At 52.5% G+C, this 18,800-nt stretch carries 14 protein-coding genes; 7 read left to right on the top strand and 7 right to left on the bottom strand.

All coding sequences use genetic code 11. The features are described from left to right. Nucleotides 1-36: 36 nt before the first annotated feature. Nucleotides 37-825, top strand: a complete 789-nt coding sequence (locus tag CRP01_RS33625; protein WP_099154475.1) for a 3-keto-disaccharide hydrolase — start codon at nucleotides 37-39, stop codon at nucleotides 823-825. After that, complete coding sequence (locus CRP01_RS33630; protein ID WP_099154476.1) at nucleotides 822-2,336, top strand: hypothetical protein; 1,515 nt, start codon at nucleotides 822-824, stop codon at nucleotides 2,334-2,336. The genes CRP01_RS33625 and CRP01_RS33630 overlap by 4 nt, the downstream gene beginning before the upstream one ends. Nucleotides 2,337-2,562: 226 nt before the next feature. Here the strand turns inward: CRP01_RS33630 and CRP01_RS33635 are convergent, their stop codons facing one another. Next, entirely contained in the window at nucleotides 2,563-3,306 is a 744-nt protein-coding gene (locus CRP01_RS33635) for a class I SAM-dependent methyltransferase (RefSeq protein ID WP_099154477.1), read from the bottom strand. A gap of 291 nt (nucleotides 3,307-3,597) precedes the next feature. On the opposite strand from CRP01_RS33635, the gene CRP01_RS33640 reads away from it, so the two are divergent. After that, nucleotides 3,598-4,242, top strand: a complete 645-nt coding sequence (locus CRP01_RS33640) for a hypothetical protein (RefSeq protein WP_099154478.1) — start codon at nucleotides 3,598-3,600, stop codon at nucleotides 4,240-4,242. 148 nt (nucleotides 4,243-4,390) lie between these two features. Here CRP01_RS33640 and CRP01_RS33645 read toward each other — a convergent pair whose 3' ends face one another. Next, on the bottom strand, nucleotides 4,391-5,680 hold the full coding sequence (locus tag CRP01_RS33645) for a TrkH family potassium uptake protein (protein ID WP_099154479.1): 1,290 nt from the start codon (nucleotides 5,678-5,680) through the stop codon (nucleotides 4,391-4,393). A gap of 270 nt (nucleotides 5,681-5,950) precedes the next feature. Here CRP01_RS33645 and CRP01_RS33655 point away from each other — a divergent pair, with 270 nt between their 5' ends. Both CRP01_RS33655 and CRP01_RS33660 read left to right on the top strand, forming a co-directional pair. Then, a complete protein-coding gene (locus tag CRP01_RS33655; protein ID WP_099154481.1) occupies nucleotides 5,951-6,628 on the top strand; it encodes a response regulator transcription factor in 678 nt (225 codons plus the stop codon). After that, the gene (locus CRP01_RS33660; protein ID WP_170110649.1) at nucleotides 6,625-7,887 is read left to right on the top strand and encodes a sensor histidine kinase; all 1,263 of its coding nucleotides are present in this window, start codon (nucleotides 6,625-6,627) and stop codon (nucleotides 7,885-7,887) included. The genes CRP01_RS33655 and CRP01_RS33660 overlap by 4 nt, the downstream gene beginning before the upstream one ends. Nucleotides 7,888-7,932: 45 nt before the next feature. Here the strand turns inward: CRP01_RS33660 and CRP01_RS33665 are convergent, their stop codons facing one another. Beyond that, entirely contained in the window at nucleotides 7,933-8,619 is a 687-nt protein-coding gene (locus tag CRP01_RS33665; protein WP_099154483.1) for a phosphatase PAP2 family protein, read from the bottom strand. After that, nucleotides 8,613-11,030: an outer membrane beta-barrel protein gene (locus CRP01_RS33670; RefSeq protein ID WP_099154484.1), complete on the bottom strand. Its 2,418-nt coding sequence runs from the start codon at nucleotides 11,028-11,030 to the stop codon at nucleotides 8,613-8,615. Before CRP01_RS33670 ends, CRP01_RS33665 begins: the two co-directional genes overlap by 7 nt. Nucleotides 11,031-11,298: 268 nt before the next feature. On the opposite strand from CRP01_RS33670, the gene CRP01_RS33675 reads away from it, so the two are divergent. Further along, entirely contained in the window at nucleotides 11,299-12,093 is a 795-nt protein-coding gene (locus tag CRP01_RS33675; protein WP_099154485.1) for a phosphatase PAP2 family protein, read from the top strand. Nucleotides 12,094-12,359: 266 nt separating this feature from the next. Here CRP01_RS33675 and CRP01_RS33680 read toward each other — a convergent pair whose 3' ends face one another. Both CRP01_RS33680 and CRP01_RS33685 read right to left on the bottom strand, forming a co-directional pair. Next, a complete protein-coding gene (locus tag CRP01_RS33680; protein WP_099154486.1) occupies nucleotides 12,360-12,797 on the bottom strand; it encodes a response regulator transcription factor in 438 nt (145 codons plus the stop codon). A gap of 121 nt (nucleotides 12,798-12,918) precedes the next feature. Continuing rightward, nucleotides 12,919-16,146: a ligand-binding sensor domain-containing protein gene (locus tag CRP01_RS33685; RefSeq protein WP_099154487.1), complete on the bottom strand. Its 3,228-nt coding sequence runs from the start codon at nucleotides 16,144-16,146 to the stop codon at nucleotides 12,919-12,921. Between the two features lie 299 nt (nucleotides 16,147-16,445). On the opposite strand from CRP01_RS33685, the gene CRP01_RS33690 reads away from it, so the two are divergent. Beyond that, nucleotides 16,446-17,024, top strand: a complete 579-nt coding sequence (locus CRP01_RS33690; RefSeq protein WP_170110650.1) for an Imm21 family immunity protein — start codon at nucleotides 16,446-16,448, stop codon at nucleotides 17,022-17,024. An 84-nt stretch (nucleotides 17,025-17,108) separates the two neighbouring features. Here CRP01_RS33690 and CRP01_RS33695 read toward each other — a convergent pair whose 3' ends face one another. Then, nucleotides 17,109-18,746 carry a serine hydrolase domain-containing protein gene (locus CRP01_RS33695; RefSeq protein ID WP_099154489.1) on the bottom strand — a complete coding sequence of 546 codons (1,638 nt, stop codon included), beginning with the start codon at nucleotides 18,744-18,746 and terminating at the stop codon, nucleotides 17,109-17,111. Nucleotides 18,747-18,800 lie beyond the last annotated feature (54 nt).

Here is an 18,800-nt window from a genome sequence, read left to right on the forward strand (position 1 = left end):
CGGATTCCAAAATTACTTTTAGCAAACCGACCAATAATGGATAAACGCCAAGACATTTTACAGACCTTATTGTTGCTCATCAGCTTGTCGATACTGGGCTGCCGGACCACCGCGCCCGAACTGGCCCCGGTCCTGGAGCCGGGCTTCCAATGGCTTTTCAACGGAGAAAACCTGGATGACTGGTACACCGTGATCGATGAGAAGGGGGTCGAAAAGGACCTGTTTGCCGTAGAGCGGGATCAGATCCACGTCTACAAAAACCAAACGGCACTTTCCACCCAATCTTTCGGCGGCCTCATAACCCGGCAGGAATACAGCGATTTCATCCTCACCTTTGAGTACAAATGGGGCGAAAAGAAATTCCAACCGCGTCATGAATTCGTGCGCGATGCCGGCGTCATTTTCCACATGCACGGCGAGGATATCATCTGGCCAAATGGCGTAGAATGTCAGATCCAGGAAGGGGATACCGGTGATCTATGGCTGATCGGCACCCGCGCCGGCTCCCGGGTACAACCGGTGATCCGGAATTATGCACCCGGCGGACGACTGGAAGTGCGGGGCGAACGGGGACAGCGTTTCAGCCGCTTCCATCGCGCCTACAGTTGGGAAGTACCCGGCTGGAACCGCGTGGAATTGCAGGTCCGGCGGGATCAGGCCAGGTTTCTGGTCAACGGACACCTCGTGAACGAAGCGATCGACATGCAATACTGGGACGAGACCACCGCCGCCTGGCAACCGCTGACGTCCGGCAAGATCCTGTTGCAGGCGGAAGGGGCGGAGATCTATTATCGCAACATTCAGATTAAAGGCTATCCAGAATGATTACCGAAAGAAGCACTATACCGTGGTTTTTCAACTATTGTCTCGGTTTGCTACTCCTGTTCCTCCTGCCGGAGCCCGGGCGTTGTACCGTTCGTACCTATCCGGCGCCAACCTCCGAATTTCCGGCGTCTCCCTTTTACAAGGTGACGGTTACTCAGGGGGAAGAAAAAGAAACGGCCTTCGTGTACATCAGCCACGCGCGCACCGAGGGCCCCGGTACTCAATTCGTGCAGGAGCGTACCCTTTCCTATACCGGCTTCATGGCCACCGGGGTCGTGACGGTGGAAGTGGAACGATTAGCGGATGAACGCTTGCTGCCGGGTGCGCCAAAGGTGCGGCCCTCTCGCTGGGGCATTGAACCCGAGATCAGCGGTGAGCGAAGAGTGCGTTTTGTACTTCCCCGTGCCGGCCAGTACACCCTGGAATTTGGAGAAACCGGTTATCGCCACGGGCTGGTGATCGCCTATGATCCCTGGGAAACCTCAGCTCCCGATCCGACGGACGCCGGCGTCTTTTCGGTTCCACCGGATCTTCGGGGAGATCCAAGTTCGGAGCTTGGGCAAGCACACACCCTTTATTTCGGAAAAGGAATGTACGACCTGGGCGGGCGGCTGGAACTGCCCCCGCAGATCAAACGGGTGTATCTGGCGCCGGGTGCCTTTGTTTACGGTGCTATTTACATTGGCCATTCGGACGTTACGGTTGACGGACGGGGAGTACTTTCGTCCGCCCGGCTGGCCCACCGGGAAGCGCACACGCTGGAAACACCACCTGCAGCCCGGCGGGTAGTGATCGAAGGGATCACTGTGGCCGATTACGCTCAGTTTGCCGTTCGAACTCTCGGTCGGGATAATGTAGTGCGCTGGGTGAAATGCGTCGGCGGCTGGATCTACAATGCAGACGGCCTGGTCGGCTGGGCGGGTACCACCCTGTCCCATAATTTCATTCACGCCGATGACGATGCCATTAAACTTTACGATGACCACGTAACGGTAGAGGATTGTGTCATCTGGCAAATGACTAACGGCGCCTGCCTGCAACTCGGCTGGCAATCCCTGTCCGCCCGACAGGTGCGGGTGCGCAATATCGATGTGATCCGGACCGAATGGCGCAACAACGGCGGGGCCAACAATAGTGTGATCAATTTACGACTGGCTTCCGGCGGCGAAAATGGAAAAACCCAGCGTGATTTTATCTTCGAAAACATTTACGTAGAAACCCCGGTCGACCGCTTTCTGGATCTGCGGTTCCGGGATAAGAAAAAGGGACGGGAAGACGGCGGCGCCCATCGCCTGCTGGACTTTACGTTTCGGAACATTCACGTCCGCATGACTTCCCCCAATGAACACTCGGGCAACCTGCTGCTACCGTACAATGCGGCATACGGCTACGAAAATATCCGCTTTGAAGATCTCTACATCAACGGCCTGAAGATCACGAAGGACAATTACCGGGAGGCGGGGTATTTTAAAATGCCGGATGAGGTAAAATTGGCCATTTCCTTTGAATGAAAAGAAGTTTCAATGTGCTAAGGTGTGAAAGTGTGAAAGTGTTGAAGTGGGGGCATTGGTGAAATTTGATTGAGGATTCATGTTTTTTTGGTTTGTTGTTTAGCTCATTTAATTGAAAATCAGCTTGTTGTTGTTCGATTAATCAAGATCGGGCACACTTTATCGCAAGCCCCTAAACTTGTCGGATACCCACATTAACACATTTCCACCTCAACACCTTAACACATTATTGCTTAACAAAAACCATAAAATGCTGCCACGGCAGATTAGACTTATTCTCCTGCAGCCGAAGGCCAACCGTGGCCATCTCCCGTTCGGCCTGCTCCACGGACATTTTGTGCAGTCTTTTGATGGGTACCTCGGGGTCTTCCATGCGGTATTCCAACAGGATAAATTTACCATCGGGGCGCAGCGCCTTCACCACCACTTCCATCATTTCCCGCGGGTGGGACAATTCGTGGTAGACGTCCACCATCAACACCAGATCAACCGAATTTTCCGGTAATTGCGGACTGGTTTCCCGGCCCTGGATTAATTCAATATTGTCGATGCCTTCCCGCTCGGCCTTTTGGCGGATGAGTTCCAGCATCTCCGGTTGGATGTCCACGGCGAAAACTTTCCCATTCGGTACTTGTTCGGCCATGCGAAAAGTATAATAACCCGATCCGGCACCGATGTCCGCGATGCGCATGTCGGGCTGTAGCTCCATGTTTTGGAGAGCCGTACTTACATTTTCTTCCTCTTCTCTTTCCGGTCGTTCCAGCCAGCTGGCGGCGCGGTGGCCCATGACGTGGGCAATCTCCCGCCCCAGATAGAACTTGCCGATACCGTCCCTGGACGCAGTGCCCTGGGTGTAAGGATCGGTTTGGGGCTCGGGTTTTGATTCGGGTGGAGTAGCGGGTGTTGATTGCCCCGCACAACTGACGAGGGTGATCAGACTCAGCCAAAGGATGACCAGACGAATTGACATACGGTTGAACATTGATGTGCAAGGAAAACGGAAATTAATAAGATTGGTTTGGAATACTGCGGTCAATTTTGCTTCCGGTGGCAGCCGGAATACCATCTATTACGCTGCTTACCTCCACATACCCCGGACTCACCGATCCATTTTCCGGACCCAACGAATATTCCCACCGCGCCCTGGTGCAGTGGATAACTTTGCCTCTGAAACCTGGAATTATCAACGCAGGGAACGTAAAGGCCGGCCGGGCTAGATGCTCATTGCCGCGCCATTGCTTTCCGCTAAAAATATACCAACATGAAAAACCTAATGTATATCGCCCTATTGGGTTTACTGCTTTTCCCCGCCTGCCAGAATAATCAATCAGAGGAAGCGTCTGCGGAAGAGGTACAGGCTACCCTGGTGGAAGAGACCGAAATTGACGAAGTACCGAATATATCAGATCTGGAACTGGACGAAGCGATTGCGGCTTTTCTGGATGGCGACAATACCGCCGCATCCGCCTATATCGAGCAGGCTGTTACGGATATCGAGGAGGAAGGAGAGGAGTTGACCGGCAACCACAAAACATTACTGGAAATGGCCGTCGGCAACCTCAATACCCTGGCCGATAAGGTAAAGCAGGGCGAAGTGAAAGACGAAGCGGAATTGAATAAGGTATTCGCCAATGCGGAAATGAATGTGGCCCACGCCTATCTGACCTTTACGGATGTTTACGCCTTGGAATCTCCCGAAAATGCCCGAGGGGCACTCGAGAAAGCGATTGCCAGAATGGAGAGTGCGTCCGCCAGGTTAGAAGGTCGGGCCAAAACGGAAGCGGAGGACATGATCCGGGAGGGTAAGGCTTTTCTGAAAAAAGAAGATACCAAAGCCAATGACTGGGGTAATGCGACCGGCCACCAGATCAATAAAATGACGGGTTGGCTGCAACAGCATTCTTAGAAGTTTGATCGATAGGGCAGTAAGTATTGGGGTCAATAAACCAGAAACGTATCGCCCCATAATTTTTAAATCATCGCCCGGGTCATCCTGCTGGAGGCCCGGGCTCATTTATTGGCCATCATTGGATCGCTAGTGGAGGATGGTCGGTTCAAATGGCAACATCGTGACTTTTACTCAGGGAAATGTGCCGGTGTTCGACGAACAAGGCGAGTCCGAAAGATAAAATGCCGATCCGGCCGATGAACATGCCCAGCGCGAGGAGCAACTTACCTATATCGCTCAGCCCGGAAGTGATCCCCAGACTCAGTCCTACCGTGGAAAAGGCAGAGACCGTTTCGAAGAAAAGGGCAAAGAGGTCGGCTTTTTCCGTCACGGCCAGCAGTAAGAGGCACACGCTCACCGCAATGATATAGGTGCTGAACGTAGCGAGAGCCAGACGAACGCGATAATCGGGCAGCAGGCATTTTTCGAGTACAACCTTATTTCTCCCGTTAAAACTACTCCTGATCTGAGCCAGCACGATGCTGAAAGTGGTTACTTTGATCCCGCCGCCGGTACCGGTAGGGCTGGCGCCAATGACCATCAGGATCGTCAGGATCACCAAAATGGCGGGTGAAAAACTACTGACCTGAACGGTATCGAATCCCGCCGTGGAACTGGCCGAAACGACATGGAAAAAGGCCGTTATGAATCGCTGCCAACTCCAGGCCGGATAGGCTGCATAGTCCAGCAGGTATACCGATATGGTGCCGATCCCGATGATCAACAGACTGTATTTCAAAATGATCAGGGAGGTGAAGCTGATGGATCTACGTTTCTTGCGCAGCCGTTGCCACAGATCAGCAAATACAATGAACCCAACCGCACCCACATAGCAAAGGACGCTGATGGTGATACTGATCACGGGATCGTCGGCAAAATCCTCCAGACCGTTGCTGAACAGGCTCATACCCGCTGTACAAAATGCCGATACGCTGTGGAAGACCGCCTGCCACAGCGCATCATCCACGCCCCGGCTGCGAAAGGCAAAATAGAGCATGACGGCCCCGGTAATTTCCAGAACGAGCGATAACAGCAGTTTGACCTTCAACAAATCCAGCAGATTATAATGGTGGGGTAGGGCCAGATCAGTTTTGATCAGGGTGGTCTCTTCGGGATTCCAGTGATGTTGGACCAGCAGCAGGGCGAGCGCGCCGACCGACATATAACCGATACCGCCAATCTGGATCAGCAATAGCAGGATCACCTGGCCGCCGAAATTGTAGACTTCATGGATATCCGCGGGTACCAGACCGGTGGTGGAAGCGGCTGAAACCGCAAAGAACAGATCGTTTACCCAACTGCCGGCCCGCAGGTGGAAAACAGGAAAGCTCAGCAGGCCAAATCCGACCAGGACAATGCATACATAACCCAGGATTAATTTGTTAAGTGCCGTCATGAAGGCCTCGCTGGTATTTTGTTAAGCGGAAAGGATCTTTACCCGGAAAGGAGTTGTGGTTATATCATCAATTGCCGGTTTTATGACCCTTACTTGGACAAAGATGCAGATTATCGGTCTAAAATATACCTTTTGGGATCGGTCTAACCGACACAGAGCAGTATTCATACTTTTAATGAACGCCGAAATCAAATACCCAAAACCACCGAAAATCCAACGGACCACCGGAAAATCCAAAAAGAATCCAAAATTCATGAGTTACTTTGGACTATGAAAATTCTAATTATCGAGGATGAACCGGCCTTAGCCCAGGCTATGACTACCTATCTGGAGCAGGAAGGTAATCTCTGCGAAACGGCGGCTACTTTCGAGGAGGCCTGGTTAAAGTCCGGAGTATATGAGTACGACTGCATCCTGGTGGATATCGGCTTGCCGGGCGGAACCGGTCTGGACATCATTCGAAAGTTGAAAAAAGAACACAAGCAGGCCGGGATCATCATTGTATCGGCCAAAGATTCCATTGACGATAAGATCACCGGCCTGGAGATCGGTTCGGATGATTACCTGCCGAAACCATTTCACCTGGCGGAACTCAATGCCCGTATCAAAGCATTGTTGCGGCGGCGAAAATTTGGGGGCGAGCCCCAGATCCGCTTTCGGGAAATTGTGGTTGATCCGCAGAAACAGGAAGTACTGGTTAACGAAATGCCTATCCGGCTGACCCGCTCGGAATACGCTCTGCTGCTGTATTTTCTGGCTAATCCCAATCGCGTACTCACCAAAGAAAGTGTGGCCGAACACCTGAGCGGCGATAGCGCCGATCTCCTGGACACTATCGATTTCATCTATTCGCACATTAAAAATCTGCGAAAAAAATTAATGGATGCCGGCGCCGGTGACTATATTAAGTCCGTTTATGGGATGGGTTATAAATGGTCGGTAACATGAAATTGCTGCAGCGAACAGGCTACTACTACCTTATTTTTTCCCTAATGGTATTTCTATTGGGAGCGCTGGTGATGTTCCTGGCACTGCGCCTGGTACTGGATTACGAAACGGACGAGGGCCTTCGGCACACGAGCAAGGTGGTGAAGCAATATTTGATGGATCTGGATACCCTGCCCGACAGGCTGAAGATCATGGATGAGGTCGTAGAATTGCAATTGGCACCTACCGCAACCGAGGTCGAGGTATTTTCCGATACCTCATTTTTTGATCCCGAAGAGCAGGAGTACGAACCATACCGGAAGTTTACTTTTCTCGATTCTATCAGAGGCCAAAATTACCTGGTTTCCATCAATCATAGCCGGGTGGAAAGTCAGGATCTGATCACAACTATTTTATTGGTAAATCTGGGCATTTTGAGCCTTTTGCTGGTATCGCTCAACCAGGTAAACCGATTTTTGTCGCGTCAACTCTGGCGGCCTTTCTACCAGACCATCCAACAAATACAGGGGTTTTCGATCCAGGACAATGAAAAGCTGGAATTATCTCATACCCAAACCGAAGAATTCGATCAGCTGAATCGGAGCCTGGAAAGAATGACGGAGAAATTGCAGCGGGATTACCGGTCCCTGCGACGGTTTACCGAAAATGCCAGCCACGAAATGCAGACACCACTGGCGATCATGCGCAACCAGGTGGACCTGCTTTTGCAAAATGCCGACCGGCCGGCAGCGGATTTTGCCAGCATAAGCCACCTGAGTGAAGCTATATCCAGACTCCGTCGGCTCAACAGTGCCTTACTGCTGCTGACTAAGATCGAAAATGAGCAGTACCAAAATACCGAGCGGGTTCAACTACTTCCGCTGCTGGAACAAAAACTTGCTGCGCTCCAACCGCTGTTGGAAGAAAGAAATATTAACCTGCAGACCGAACTGTCGGAACTCACCCTGGACATTCACCCGGTGCTGGCGGATGTGCTCCTCAATAATTTACTCGAGAATGCCATCAAACACAACCTTCCGAATGGACAGATCGGTATTTTTCTTGGTAATGGTAAATTACGGATCACTAATACCGGAGCACCGCTGAGTACCCCTCCCGCAGAATTATTTGAACGCTTTGCCAAGGAGAGTACCAAACAACAATCCCTCGGCTTGGGGCTGGCCATTGTCCGGGAGATCTGTACGCTATACGGATGGTCGGTGCATTACGATATTCAGCAGGGAGAGCACCAGATGGAAGTATCGTTTCACGCTCAGTGATCCACTTCCATACCGGGCCGTCCGATTTCACTCTGTCGTAAAATCTTAGTGCTGAGCTAGAACCAGCTTACCTTTCAGATACCACCTTATGATCCCGTACAGGCACAACAGTCCTACCATAAAACCCGCTGTGACATCGGTCAGCCAGTGGGCGCCGAGATAGACCCGGGAGAATGGGACCGAGAAAATGAGCGCCAGGCAAAAGATGCCCACCGTCCAGCGCAGCCTCCGGGGAAGCTTCTCCAAATGATGCATCAGATAAGCCAGAAAGCCGAAAAAGGCGACATACAATACGGTATGGCCACTTGGAAAGCTTTGAAATTTGGCACTCTCAATGATATTGACGAGATCATCGGTTGGCCGGGGACGGTTAACCAGAATCTTGAGTAAATGGGCTACACCGGCCGAAAAGATCGAAAGGACAATGAAAAGCGCTTCTCTTTTGTACCCGTTCACCACAAAGATCAGCGCGGTACCCAAAACAACCGCCAGCGCCACGGGAGGATGGCCGAACCAGCTGATAGCCTTCATGATCGCATCCAGCCAGGGATACTGGTGCTCCTGCATCTCCTCGGAAAATTCCACATCGATATTGGAATTGGGCAGTAGGTGCACAAAGGTCGTGAGCAGCAAAAAAGCGGTGGCCAAAATAACTACAAAATAAAAACCCAGCCGGGGATGATGCCGCAGCCGCCGGAATTCATCGATCAGATACTGTTTTATGTTCACCATTTGTATTTTAATCCCAAACGCACGACCTGGGTCTCAAAATAATTTTCGTAAAGGGCGCTGAAATCTATGCCGTTGATCTCCTGGCGGATCCCGAACCCATTAAATATATCGCTAAAAGCCAGGGTGAGTTCGCCCTTTTTACCCCAAATATTTCGCTGTACGCCAAGATCGACAGACGAGCGGGCCAGTTGCCGGCCCTGAGGAATGTTCTTCGGTGCCATGTAAATCCCGGTCAGCTGGATCTGCGTATGGCCGCCGAGGTCAAATTGATTGTTGATCTTGAGGTCCCAGGTCTGATCGGAGGTCTTCTGGATATCGAAGGGACGCTCCGTAGGGAACAGCAGCGTGCCCCGATAGGCATCCACTACGTTGTTATAGAGGTTCATGCCGGTGGACAGCTTCCAGAAATTCTCAATGCGCTGGGATAACAGGACTTCGATCCCGGTATTCGTACCGCTGCCTACATTCTGATAGATCTTGTTGACAATGGCGTAGTTCGGATCGGAGCTGTCGATGCTGTAAACGCGGGTAAACGGATTTTCAATGATCCGGTGGTAAGTAGCCAGATAAACGGAACCGCTGTTCCAGATCCGCTTGTAGGCAACTTCAAAGGTTTGGGTGAACTGGGGCCGCAGATAGGGATTACCGACTTTCAGCAACTCCGGATCATCGTATTTGGGAAAGATCCGCAGCTCGGGTTCTCCCGGCCGGTCCACCCGCCGGTTGTAGAACAGCGATAAATTGTTCTGCTCACTGATCTTGAAGGTGAGCCGGATATTGGGGTACAGCTCGAAATAATCGTAGGCGTCATTCTCCGGATAGAAGGTGTTCTCGGGAGAGATGTCGTAAAACACGTTGGTCTGCTCGGCCCGCAGGCCGCCTTCGATGTCGAAGGTTCTTTTTTCCAGGATGTAGTTGGCGTAGGCCGCCACGATATTCTCGCCCCAGTCCGACCAGTCGCCCAGGCCCTCGTAAATGATCGACTGCTGGCCCCGCAGGATATCGTAGGTGACGGGGATCGTCCGGATCTGTACTTTGGCCCCGGCCTCCAGGCGTCCCCATTTCAGCGGTTTGATATAGTCGCCGGTAAATGAGGTCGTATGCTCCGTAGCGATAATGTGCGTCATATCGTTGGCCTGGCGGATTTCGGAACTGTCGTTCAGAAAGTAGGATTCGTCTTCCCAGCCCCGTACGTACTGGGCGGCAAGGTTCAGCCGGTGCCCCGGTTCCCGGAAATCGTGCTCGTAATCCAGGCGGAAATTCAGATAGCCGGTGACTTCGGCTTCGCGCCAGTGCCAGTAACGGTACCGCTGCCCGGTATTCAGATTGATGTAGGGGACCTGGGCCGTATCCACGTGGTTCTCATAATCGTAGATGCTGGAAAAGCGCAGGGCATTCCGATCGTCAAGCTGATAGTCGATACCACCTTTGAGGACATAATGGGTCTGCGTGCGGTTTTCCGGGACCTGGGAAACGGTATTGGCGCCGTCCGCGTAGTGCCGGGTGGTAAATTCGTTGTTCGGCAGCTTTTTTTGCCGGATGACCTCGGCCTGTAAATAGGTGTTGACCTTTGGAGTGCGGTAGTTCAGGCTGATGCTCGGAATATATTTGGGATTAACGGCGTATCGCCCCAGCTGCGTGGGCAGGCTTGCTTTCCGGGTGGTAAGTTCTCCCAGTCCGTAGGTGAAACCCACCGAGCCGTTGAAGCCATTCTGCCGTTCTTTTTTGTAAATGATATTGATAATCCCGGCCATGCCGGCCGCATCGTATTTGGCCGAAGGATTGTTGATGATCTCTATCCGGTCGATATTGGCCGCGGGAATATTATTCAGGCCCCGCTGATTGCCGAAGCCGGTCATGCCGGACTGGCGACCGTCGATGAGGACCGCTACCTTGTCACTGCCCCGTAAGAGTACATTGCCATCCTGATCGATCGTCACGCCCGGCAGGGCCTTCATCGCTTCCGCCACCGAACCGCCCGATTGGGCGATCTGATCGGCCATACTAAATGATTTTTTGCTCAGGCCTTCATTTATGATAGCTTTCTGGGCCGTGACGGTGACTTCCTCCAATTGCTCGGATTCCGGTTCCAGGTAAAGTTTGCCCAGGTCGTAAATGTTGTTCTTTTGTCCGATCAGGACATCCGTGTTCAGGGTCGTAAACCCGAGATAGGAACATTGAACGACAAAATTTCCCCGCTCTCTCAACTGGAGTACGAAGCGACCACTTTCATCCGAAATGGTTCCGCTTAAAATAGCGGCTGAGGTATCTGCTTTTAACACGACGGTCGCGTAGGCAATTCCCTCCTCGTTGCTGCGGTCCAGGATCCTTCCGGATATAGTGATATCGTCTTGTCCCAACAGGGGCGTGCCGCAAATGACCAGTATACAAAGGCGGAGCAGTGCTCTCATGAAATTATCTTTTAATGGTTGTTTATTCCCGTATGTGCCTCATAGTGCTTACACCGGAACGCAGTACAATACTGCCCGGTCGGGCGCTGCCGTACCGGATAAACCACAAAATAGGGAACAATTTTGGAGAAATTTTGGAGGCGACCGGAGATTGTCCCCTGAAGAGCAGAAATGATCGCCCGTCTCCAAATTGTCTCCAAATTGTCTCCAAATTCTGTACTGATCTTTGACCCGAAGACAGATCAGAACCTTAAATGACTAATTTCTTATGAATACTATTCGGAAGTGCAGTTTTATGCTCCTCGCCCTGCTATTTTGCTATCTCAGCTCCTGGGGACAATCGTCGGGGCCCTATTATTTATCTTTCAAAAAAGAGATAGTGTACGGTGGTGCCGGAGCGGCCACTACCTTGCTGGGCAATTATCTTCGATCGAAAACTCCGGATCTGATGCGGTCCGATCTGGAGTTGGAAGGGATCAATTTCATCGACCGGGTCGCCACTAATTTTAGTTCCGAGAAAGCAGACCGCCTGAGTGATAAAACACTGCTGGCTTCGGCGGGGTTACCGCTGTTGCTGCTGGCCGGGCGGGATACGCGGAATGATTTCGGGAAGATCGCGATCCTGTTTACCGAAACGATGTTGCTCAATCAGGGCCTCACGGATATTATTAAATCGACTTCACTGCGGCCCCGGCCCTACGTATTTGATGAAAATTTACCGCCTTCAACTATCCTGCGCAGTAACGACCGGGCTTCTTTTCTATCCGGGCACACCTCGGGTTCGGCCGCCGCGTCTTTCTTTTTTGCCCGTGTATTTTCGGACTATTATCCGGATAGCAAACTGCGTCCGTACGTTTGGGGACTGGCCATCGGCATGCCGGCCATCACCGGCTACCTGCGGGTAAGAGGGGGCCAACATTATCCGACTGATGTAGTGGCAGGTTATCTCCTGGGCGCCAGTATCGGCTATTTTATCCCCGTTCTCCACCGAAAACCCAGCCAAAAAAGCAAGCTGAGCTGGTCACCGACCGGAAATGGATTGTATCTGAATTATCGTTTTTAAATCCGCCTGTACCAATGGGAGGTCGGACGTTGGGAGAGCAGGGGAGAGGTGTTCAGTTGTCAAATTGCAGGATGTATAAAATTGCAAATTCAATGGCAATAGCAATTTCAATTACTTAAAATCAGACGAAAAGGTTAATAATTAACTCGGCAGTCGCCGGTTAAGGATATTGTAGTTGCCATTGCAATTGCCATTGCCATTGAAAAGATCATCATTGCTTGAACTCAATAGCTCGAGTGCAGAAGGGATCGCTGCCGCTTCATTGCTCAGGAATCACTGGAGGTGAGCGACTGGTAGCGGTTACTATCCAGATCAATATCCACCCAGGTGAGGATCATGAACCGAACGGTTTTTTGAAATTTTTCTAAATTTTGCGAACGCAACAGATAGCCGTTTGCGCCCAGGTCTTTACAGACAATCGCATCTCTCAGGTAAGCAGTTGGAGAAAAGATGATGATGGGGATTGGGATCAGTTCTTTTGTACTTCGCAATTTGCGGATGACCTCCCGGCTATAACAAACCGGGCTACGCAGCGCAATGATGAACAGGGCGATGTCCCGGATATCGGTCTGTTCAATATACCGGAACAGGGCATTCTCATGCAGGATATGGATCAGTTCAATTTCTTCCAGAAATGGTTCGCAGGCAACCCGCATTAACACAAAACCCGCTCTATTTTTCTCAAAGACAACGACTTTGGCCATTTTTTACCGGATTTGAATCGGTTAAACAGTTGGGATTGAAATCCAAAATATGGACCCGGAAAAGCGATTCCGTCACTTTTCCCGGGCCTGATCATCCTTACTGTTCCGGATCAGTCTAAACTTACAGCGGTAAGTTGAGGACCACGCGGGTGCCGGCCGCTTCGCCGTCCTGATCGTAGAGATCCGTGATCTCCACATTGGCACCGGCATTGTACAATTCGTTGATCATCCGGATACGGTCTTCGGTGATCCGCATCCCGAAGGAGCGGCGCTTGGAAGAGCGGTGGGCTTCCAGCTCACGGGCGCGGGCCCGGCCCACCCCGTTATCTTCCACCAGGCAGGATAGATATGCTCCCTGCTGCCGGATGGTTATGGATAACTTACCGCCCTGCTTTTTGTGCATCAATCCGTGCCAGATCGAATTCTCCACGAAGGGCTGGATCATCATCGGTGGTATTTCTATGCCTTCCGGGTCGATCTGATCGTCCAACCGGATCTCGTAGTCGAAATTGCCGTTAAACCGCAGGTTTTCCATTTCCAGATACAGTCGCAGGGCTTCGAGTTCTTCATTGAGCGGGACGAAACTGACCCGGGAGTTCTGCAGGGTCAGCCGCATGAGCTGGGAGAAGTTGCCGAGGTACTCCGACGCTTTGGCAATATCGTTCTTGATGATGTAATGATCGATGGAGTTGAGGCAGTTGAAGAGAAAATGTGGATTCATTTGCGCTTTCAGGGCGCTGAGTTTCTCGTCGGCCAGTTTTCTTTCGAAGGCTACCCGGGTTTTCGCTTCCCGGCGGATCTGATTCACCCGGTAGCGGTAGATATTGTAAGCCGCCAGTCCCAGAACGAGTATCATCAGCGTGCGGAACCACCAGGTGCTCCACCAGGGAGGCTGGATCTTGATCTGAACGAATTTGCCGGCTTCGTTCCACACGCCGTCACAGTTGGCGGCCGATACCCGGAATGTGTATTCTCCCGGCCGCAGACTGGTATAGCGGGCCTCGTGACGGCTGCCGGCGTAGACCCAGGCTTCGTCGTAGGGATCCAGGCGATAGCGGTACAGGTTTTGGGAAGGATCTCCGAAGTGGAGCCCCACGAATTCAAAGGTCAGGTCATTTTCGTTATATCCCAGTTTAATTTCCTGCTCTGGTTCCCATCCGGGCGGTAGCTTTTCCAATTGTTCCGGTTCACCCCGGCGGAGGATCTTTAATCCGGTCAGCGCCACGCGGGGAGGGGTCAGGTTTTGGACCATCTGGCCGGGATTGACGAGCACCACTCCTCTGGGGCCACCGAAGAACATCCGGCCCCGTGCATCCTGAAAGGCGCTTCCGATGTTGAAGCTATTTCCCGGCAGGCCGTCCGATGCGTCGTAATTGATAAACTGCCCGGTTTCGGGATTGAAATGGGCCAGACCGTTCCCGGTGCTGATCCACAACCAGCCCGCCGCGTCTTCCAGGATCGCAAATACGGTATTGCTGGGTAGGCCTTCCGCGTGGGTAAAGGCCTCGACCATCGCTCCCGTTTCGGGATGAAAGCGGATCAGGCCCCGATCGTTGGTACCCACCCAAAAATGGCCGTCGGCCGCCGGATGCACCCAGTTGGAACCGATCCCCTTGAGAAAGGGAATGGATTCGCCGGAAGCCGGATCGAAACGATAGAGGGCGTCGAGGTAGGTGCTGAGCCAGAGCATCCCATCCTCATCTTCAAAGATGTGGTGGATCCGGCTATCGCTGGCCGTTATTTCTCCGGCATAATCGAAGGCCTGATATTTTCCGGTTTTGGGATCAAAGCGGTACAAGTTGCTGTCCCAGCTACCCACCCACAGATAGCCCTGCCGGTCTTCGTAGATGGTCAGGACGGTATTGCCGCGGAAACTGCCGCTGCTCCCCATTTGCTCCATAAAATGCCGGAAGCTTTCGACGACGGGGCCGGTAAGGTCCATGCCCTGGTCGGTACCCACCCAGAGTTGGCCCTTGCTGTCGTGCCGGACGGCCCAGATCGTATTGCCGTTCAGACTGCCGGGATCGGCAGGCTGGTGCAGCCAGGAGGCTACCTCACCGCTGCGCAGGTCGATCCGGTTGAGTCCGCCCTGCTGGGTGCCCACCCACAGCAATTCTGGCGTCTCATCAAAACTTGAGATCCCCGAAATAAAGGAATGGCTCAGCCCATCGGGATCCTCCCGGAAAGTGCGGAATTTTTTCGCGAATGGATTGACCTTCTGCAGGCCCGATGCGTGCGAAGCGATCCAGAGGATGCCGGAGCGATCGATGAAGAAAGACCAGACTTCATCGGTCGCCAGACTTTCTTCATCCGTAGGATCGTTGGCGTAGGCCTGCAGGGCTCCCGTACTCAGATCGTAACGGTGCAGACCACCGTTGTAGGTGCCGATCCAGAGCCCTCCCTGGCGATCTTCCCCGATCAGGGTAACGGGCGGACAGGCCGACCAGGGACCGGGATCGCCAATTGGGGCGCGGATGGACAACTCCGCACTGGGTAACCGCATCATGTTGTCGGTACTGGGATCGAGGCGGTGCAGGCCGCTCTGGCAGGTGCCGATCCAGATCATGCCCTGTTCATCTTCGTGCAGCGCACTGACCCGGTCATCGATCAGGCTCTGCGCATCGTTCAGATCGTGACGGTAGGTCTTTACTTCGCCGGTTTCGGGATGGAGTTTAAATAGTCCGGCGCCGGTGATCGTGGGGTTGAAGGGCTCACCGGTCCCGATCCAGACGTTTCCTTCCCGGTCGCCCAGGATGACCCGTACTTCTTCATTCAACAGGGAATGGGATCCGGCTTCGCTACCGAGGAAGCGTTCGAACTGGTTGGATACCGGATCAAACCGAAAGAGGTCTCCGGCCTGCGTGCCGACCCAGAGGTCTCCCCGGCTATCTTCCGCCATAGCGTTCACCTGACCGAGCAGCTTTTGATCGTCCGCCCCGTTGACAAAGCGGATCCTTTCGAAAGCGTCGCGGTCCGGATGGTAGCGATTGATGCCATCCCAGGTGCCGACCCACAGCCGGCCGCTCCGGTCCACCAGCAGGCACTCGATACGGTTGTTGGTCAGCGTGGTCGAATCACCGGGATCGGTGCGGTAGGCACGCACTTCGTAGCCGTCGTAACGCGCCAGACCTTCCCAGGTAGCGATCCAAAGAAAACCCGCCGAATCCTGCACCACGGCATTGGTGCTGTTGTTGGGTAGCCCTTCAACGGTGGTAAGGGATTCAAAACGCAGGATGGGTTGCACGGCACCGGTTTGGCCGAGCAGTGGAGCAATGGAAAACAACAGTATTGCCGGTAGTACCCAAACTCCTTGCATCTTCAAACGAAATTGCCCGGGGAGTATATTCATTGAATTCGATTGATGGTATCCAATGTTAAAGATACAAAGTTAACGGCTTGGTTGCAGAAGCTGATCCCGGGAGGTGCTCACCGCGGTTCCGGCTATCTGCCCGTCTATCCCCGCCATTGTAAAAAAAAGAATATTTTCAGTGGCTAAGATCGGAAACCGAAGCAGGGGACAGGTGCAATTTTCAATCATATACCTGGATATTTCCTGCATTGGAGGGTTATTAGCGGTTTTTGTTCTAAAAATAAAGAGAGGAGGAGTGAACCATACAAATGGTACTTTTCGTGGTATAAACGATGAAAATGAATAAACGAGCCAGGAAGCTGAAATGGATCGGATCTTTGGGAGGGCCATCGGTGATCATTGGTGCTCCTTTGCTCAAACTTTGGAGTGGGATCGGCTCCGTCGAAGGGGCCGGGAGGGGGGAATACGAAGAAGTGGAGGATTCCATGGATCCCCAACAGAGTCACTATGGATTAGCGTGTAGCGTAGAAGATCCCATTGCGTCCGTCCGGATCGCTGAAGGTGGCGATGCCGTTATCGTGATCGGTGATCTTCCGGATTTAATGACGGTCATCGGCGAAAGTCGATACGGGAATAAAATTATCGCCAAGTGGGATTATGGAGATAGTACGGAGGAATTTGAAAGCTTTCTGGATTATGAGCGGCTGAACCAACTCAATGGCTGGACCATTAATTTCGACATTCAGCTGGAGGACCGGAAGTTTTATTTATTAGACGCCACGGTATCCGGATTCGATCTTTTCGGGCAGGACGTCATCATCTTTTATCTGCAGCCCGGCCATTATCAGGTCTCGACCCTGCAATACCAGCCGAACGACCGAACGTCCATGCTGCTGCACCGGATCAGGAGGAATTGAGGATCTGTACGGTGCCGATTTCATTTGCCGAAGTAAGCTGCCACCGCCCGGGCAGACGGTGGCAGATTATTAGGTCCAGCCCCTTTATTCCGTCTTTACGAACTGCACATTCCGGATCCGGTCCCCATTCAGAAGCAGCCCCTGGTCTTTACAAAATTCCAGGGTATAGTTTCCCGCCAGTATACTGCCTGGTGTCAGCAAAAGCCCGGGGACCTCGTAGGTGCCGATCTTCACCGCATAATCCCTGTCGCCCGTAGTCTTGATCTCCACGGTAGTACCGGTCTCCCGGTTGGCGTAGACACCGTTCAGCGTCTCGGGTACGAAACCGGTGAAATCGGCTTCGATCTTGCTCAGGGTGTAGGGTGCATGCGTAGGGTAATAGGCCGTCACCGTCCATACGCCCGCTTCGTCTCTTTTAAATTCCTGCTTAAAATCCGGATCATTTGCCTGGTGAAAAATGCCCTGAGCTTCCCGTTCCAGTCGGACATCATTGCGGCCCCATCGAATGAGATACAGACCGTCTTCTTTTTCCTGGAACCGGAAGGTGGTTCCGGACGCGTCGCGGTAGATACCGCATACTTCCTCTCCGGTAATTGCGTCTCCGATGCCCCGAGGAGCGGTTAGGTAGCCAGCTTGGTCCTCATCGATGGACAGGAGCACATCGGCGATCTGCTGATTTTGGTCCACCACTATGGTTTTACCACTATTGCTGAGGGTAATGAGGGAGAGGTTTTGCTCCGGAAACCGCAGGACCGTAGCTTTCCAGGCGCCGGTGCCACCGTGGTGAAAAACTACTGGATGGTCTTTATACGTAGAGAATTCGAGCCCGTAGCCGTAGTCCAGATCATCGAGTATCCTTTCCTGGGAAAGCTCAATGACCTCGCTACTCAGGTAGTCCGAGCTTCGGGTTTGCAGGATCTGCTCAAATCGCAACTGATCGGGTAGGGTAGTGAAGAGGTTGCCGTCGCCGACTGCATTCCAGATCCATTCGTAGCCGGTCCAGGTATTAAAATTGAAATAAGGCCGGGCAATGGGATCCTCGATGCGCGTGTAATCCGGCTCAAAGTGGGTGTCGGGCATCCCGAGTTTCCGAAACATTTGATCCAGATAGTCGGTAAATGGCCGTTCCGTAACTTGGGCAACAACCTCCGCCAGAAGGATGTAATTGGAATTTGAATAGAGGTAATCGGTACCGGGTTCAAAATTCAGGCCCTGTTGTTTTTCCAGGATCCGGATCACGTCTTGATTATCCAGCGTTTTTTTCCACCAGGTGATGTTTTGCAGACTCAACAGCTCGTATATGTCGCGGATGCCGCTCGTGTGGGTCAGCAGGTGTTTGATCTGGATCTTTCCCGGCACTTCCTCCAGCAGGTCCGGGAAGAATTTCCGGAGGTCATCTTCCAGGCTGAGCCGGCCGGCATCTACCAGCGTCAGTACGGCGAGTGCAGTGTACTGTTTGGCGGTGGAGGCAATATTGAAGCGTGTGTCCTTCCCGATCTTCAGCTCTTTTTCGAGATTCGCATAGCCCGCATATTGCGTATAGGTGACCTGGCCGTTTTGTACGATCCCAAAAGCGACGCCGGGCGCTCCTTCCGGAACATCCCTGGTTACCAGCGCCGCTATGGCCTTTTGCTGGTCCGGGCTGAGCGGTGTTTGCGGGTAAACTTCCAGAACGATTGAGCACAGTACTAAAATAAGTAGGGTGATTTTTCCTTTAAACATAATTTTGATTTGGTTGAATTTTGGGCAAATATTGGCAGAAAAGCCGCGCTCTGC

The organism is Flavilitoribacter nigricans DSM 23189 = NBRC 102662 (assembly GCF_002646595.1).
GTDB lineage: Bacteria > Bacteroidota > Bacteroidia > Chitinophagales > Saprospiraceae > Flavilitoribacter > Flavilitoribacter nigricans.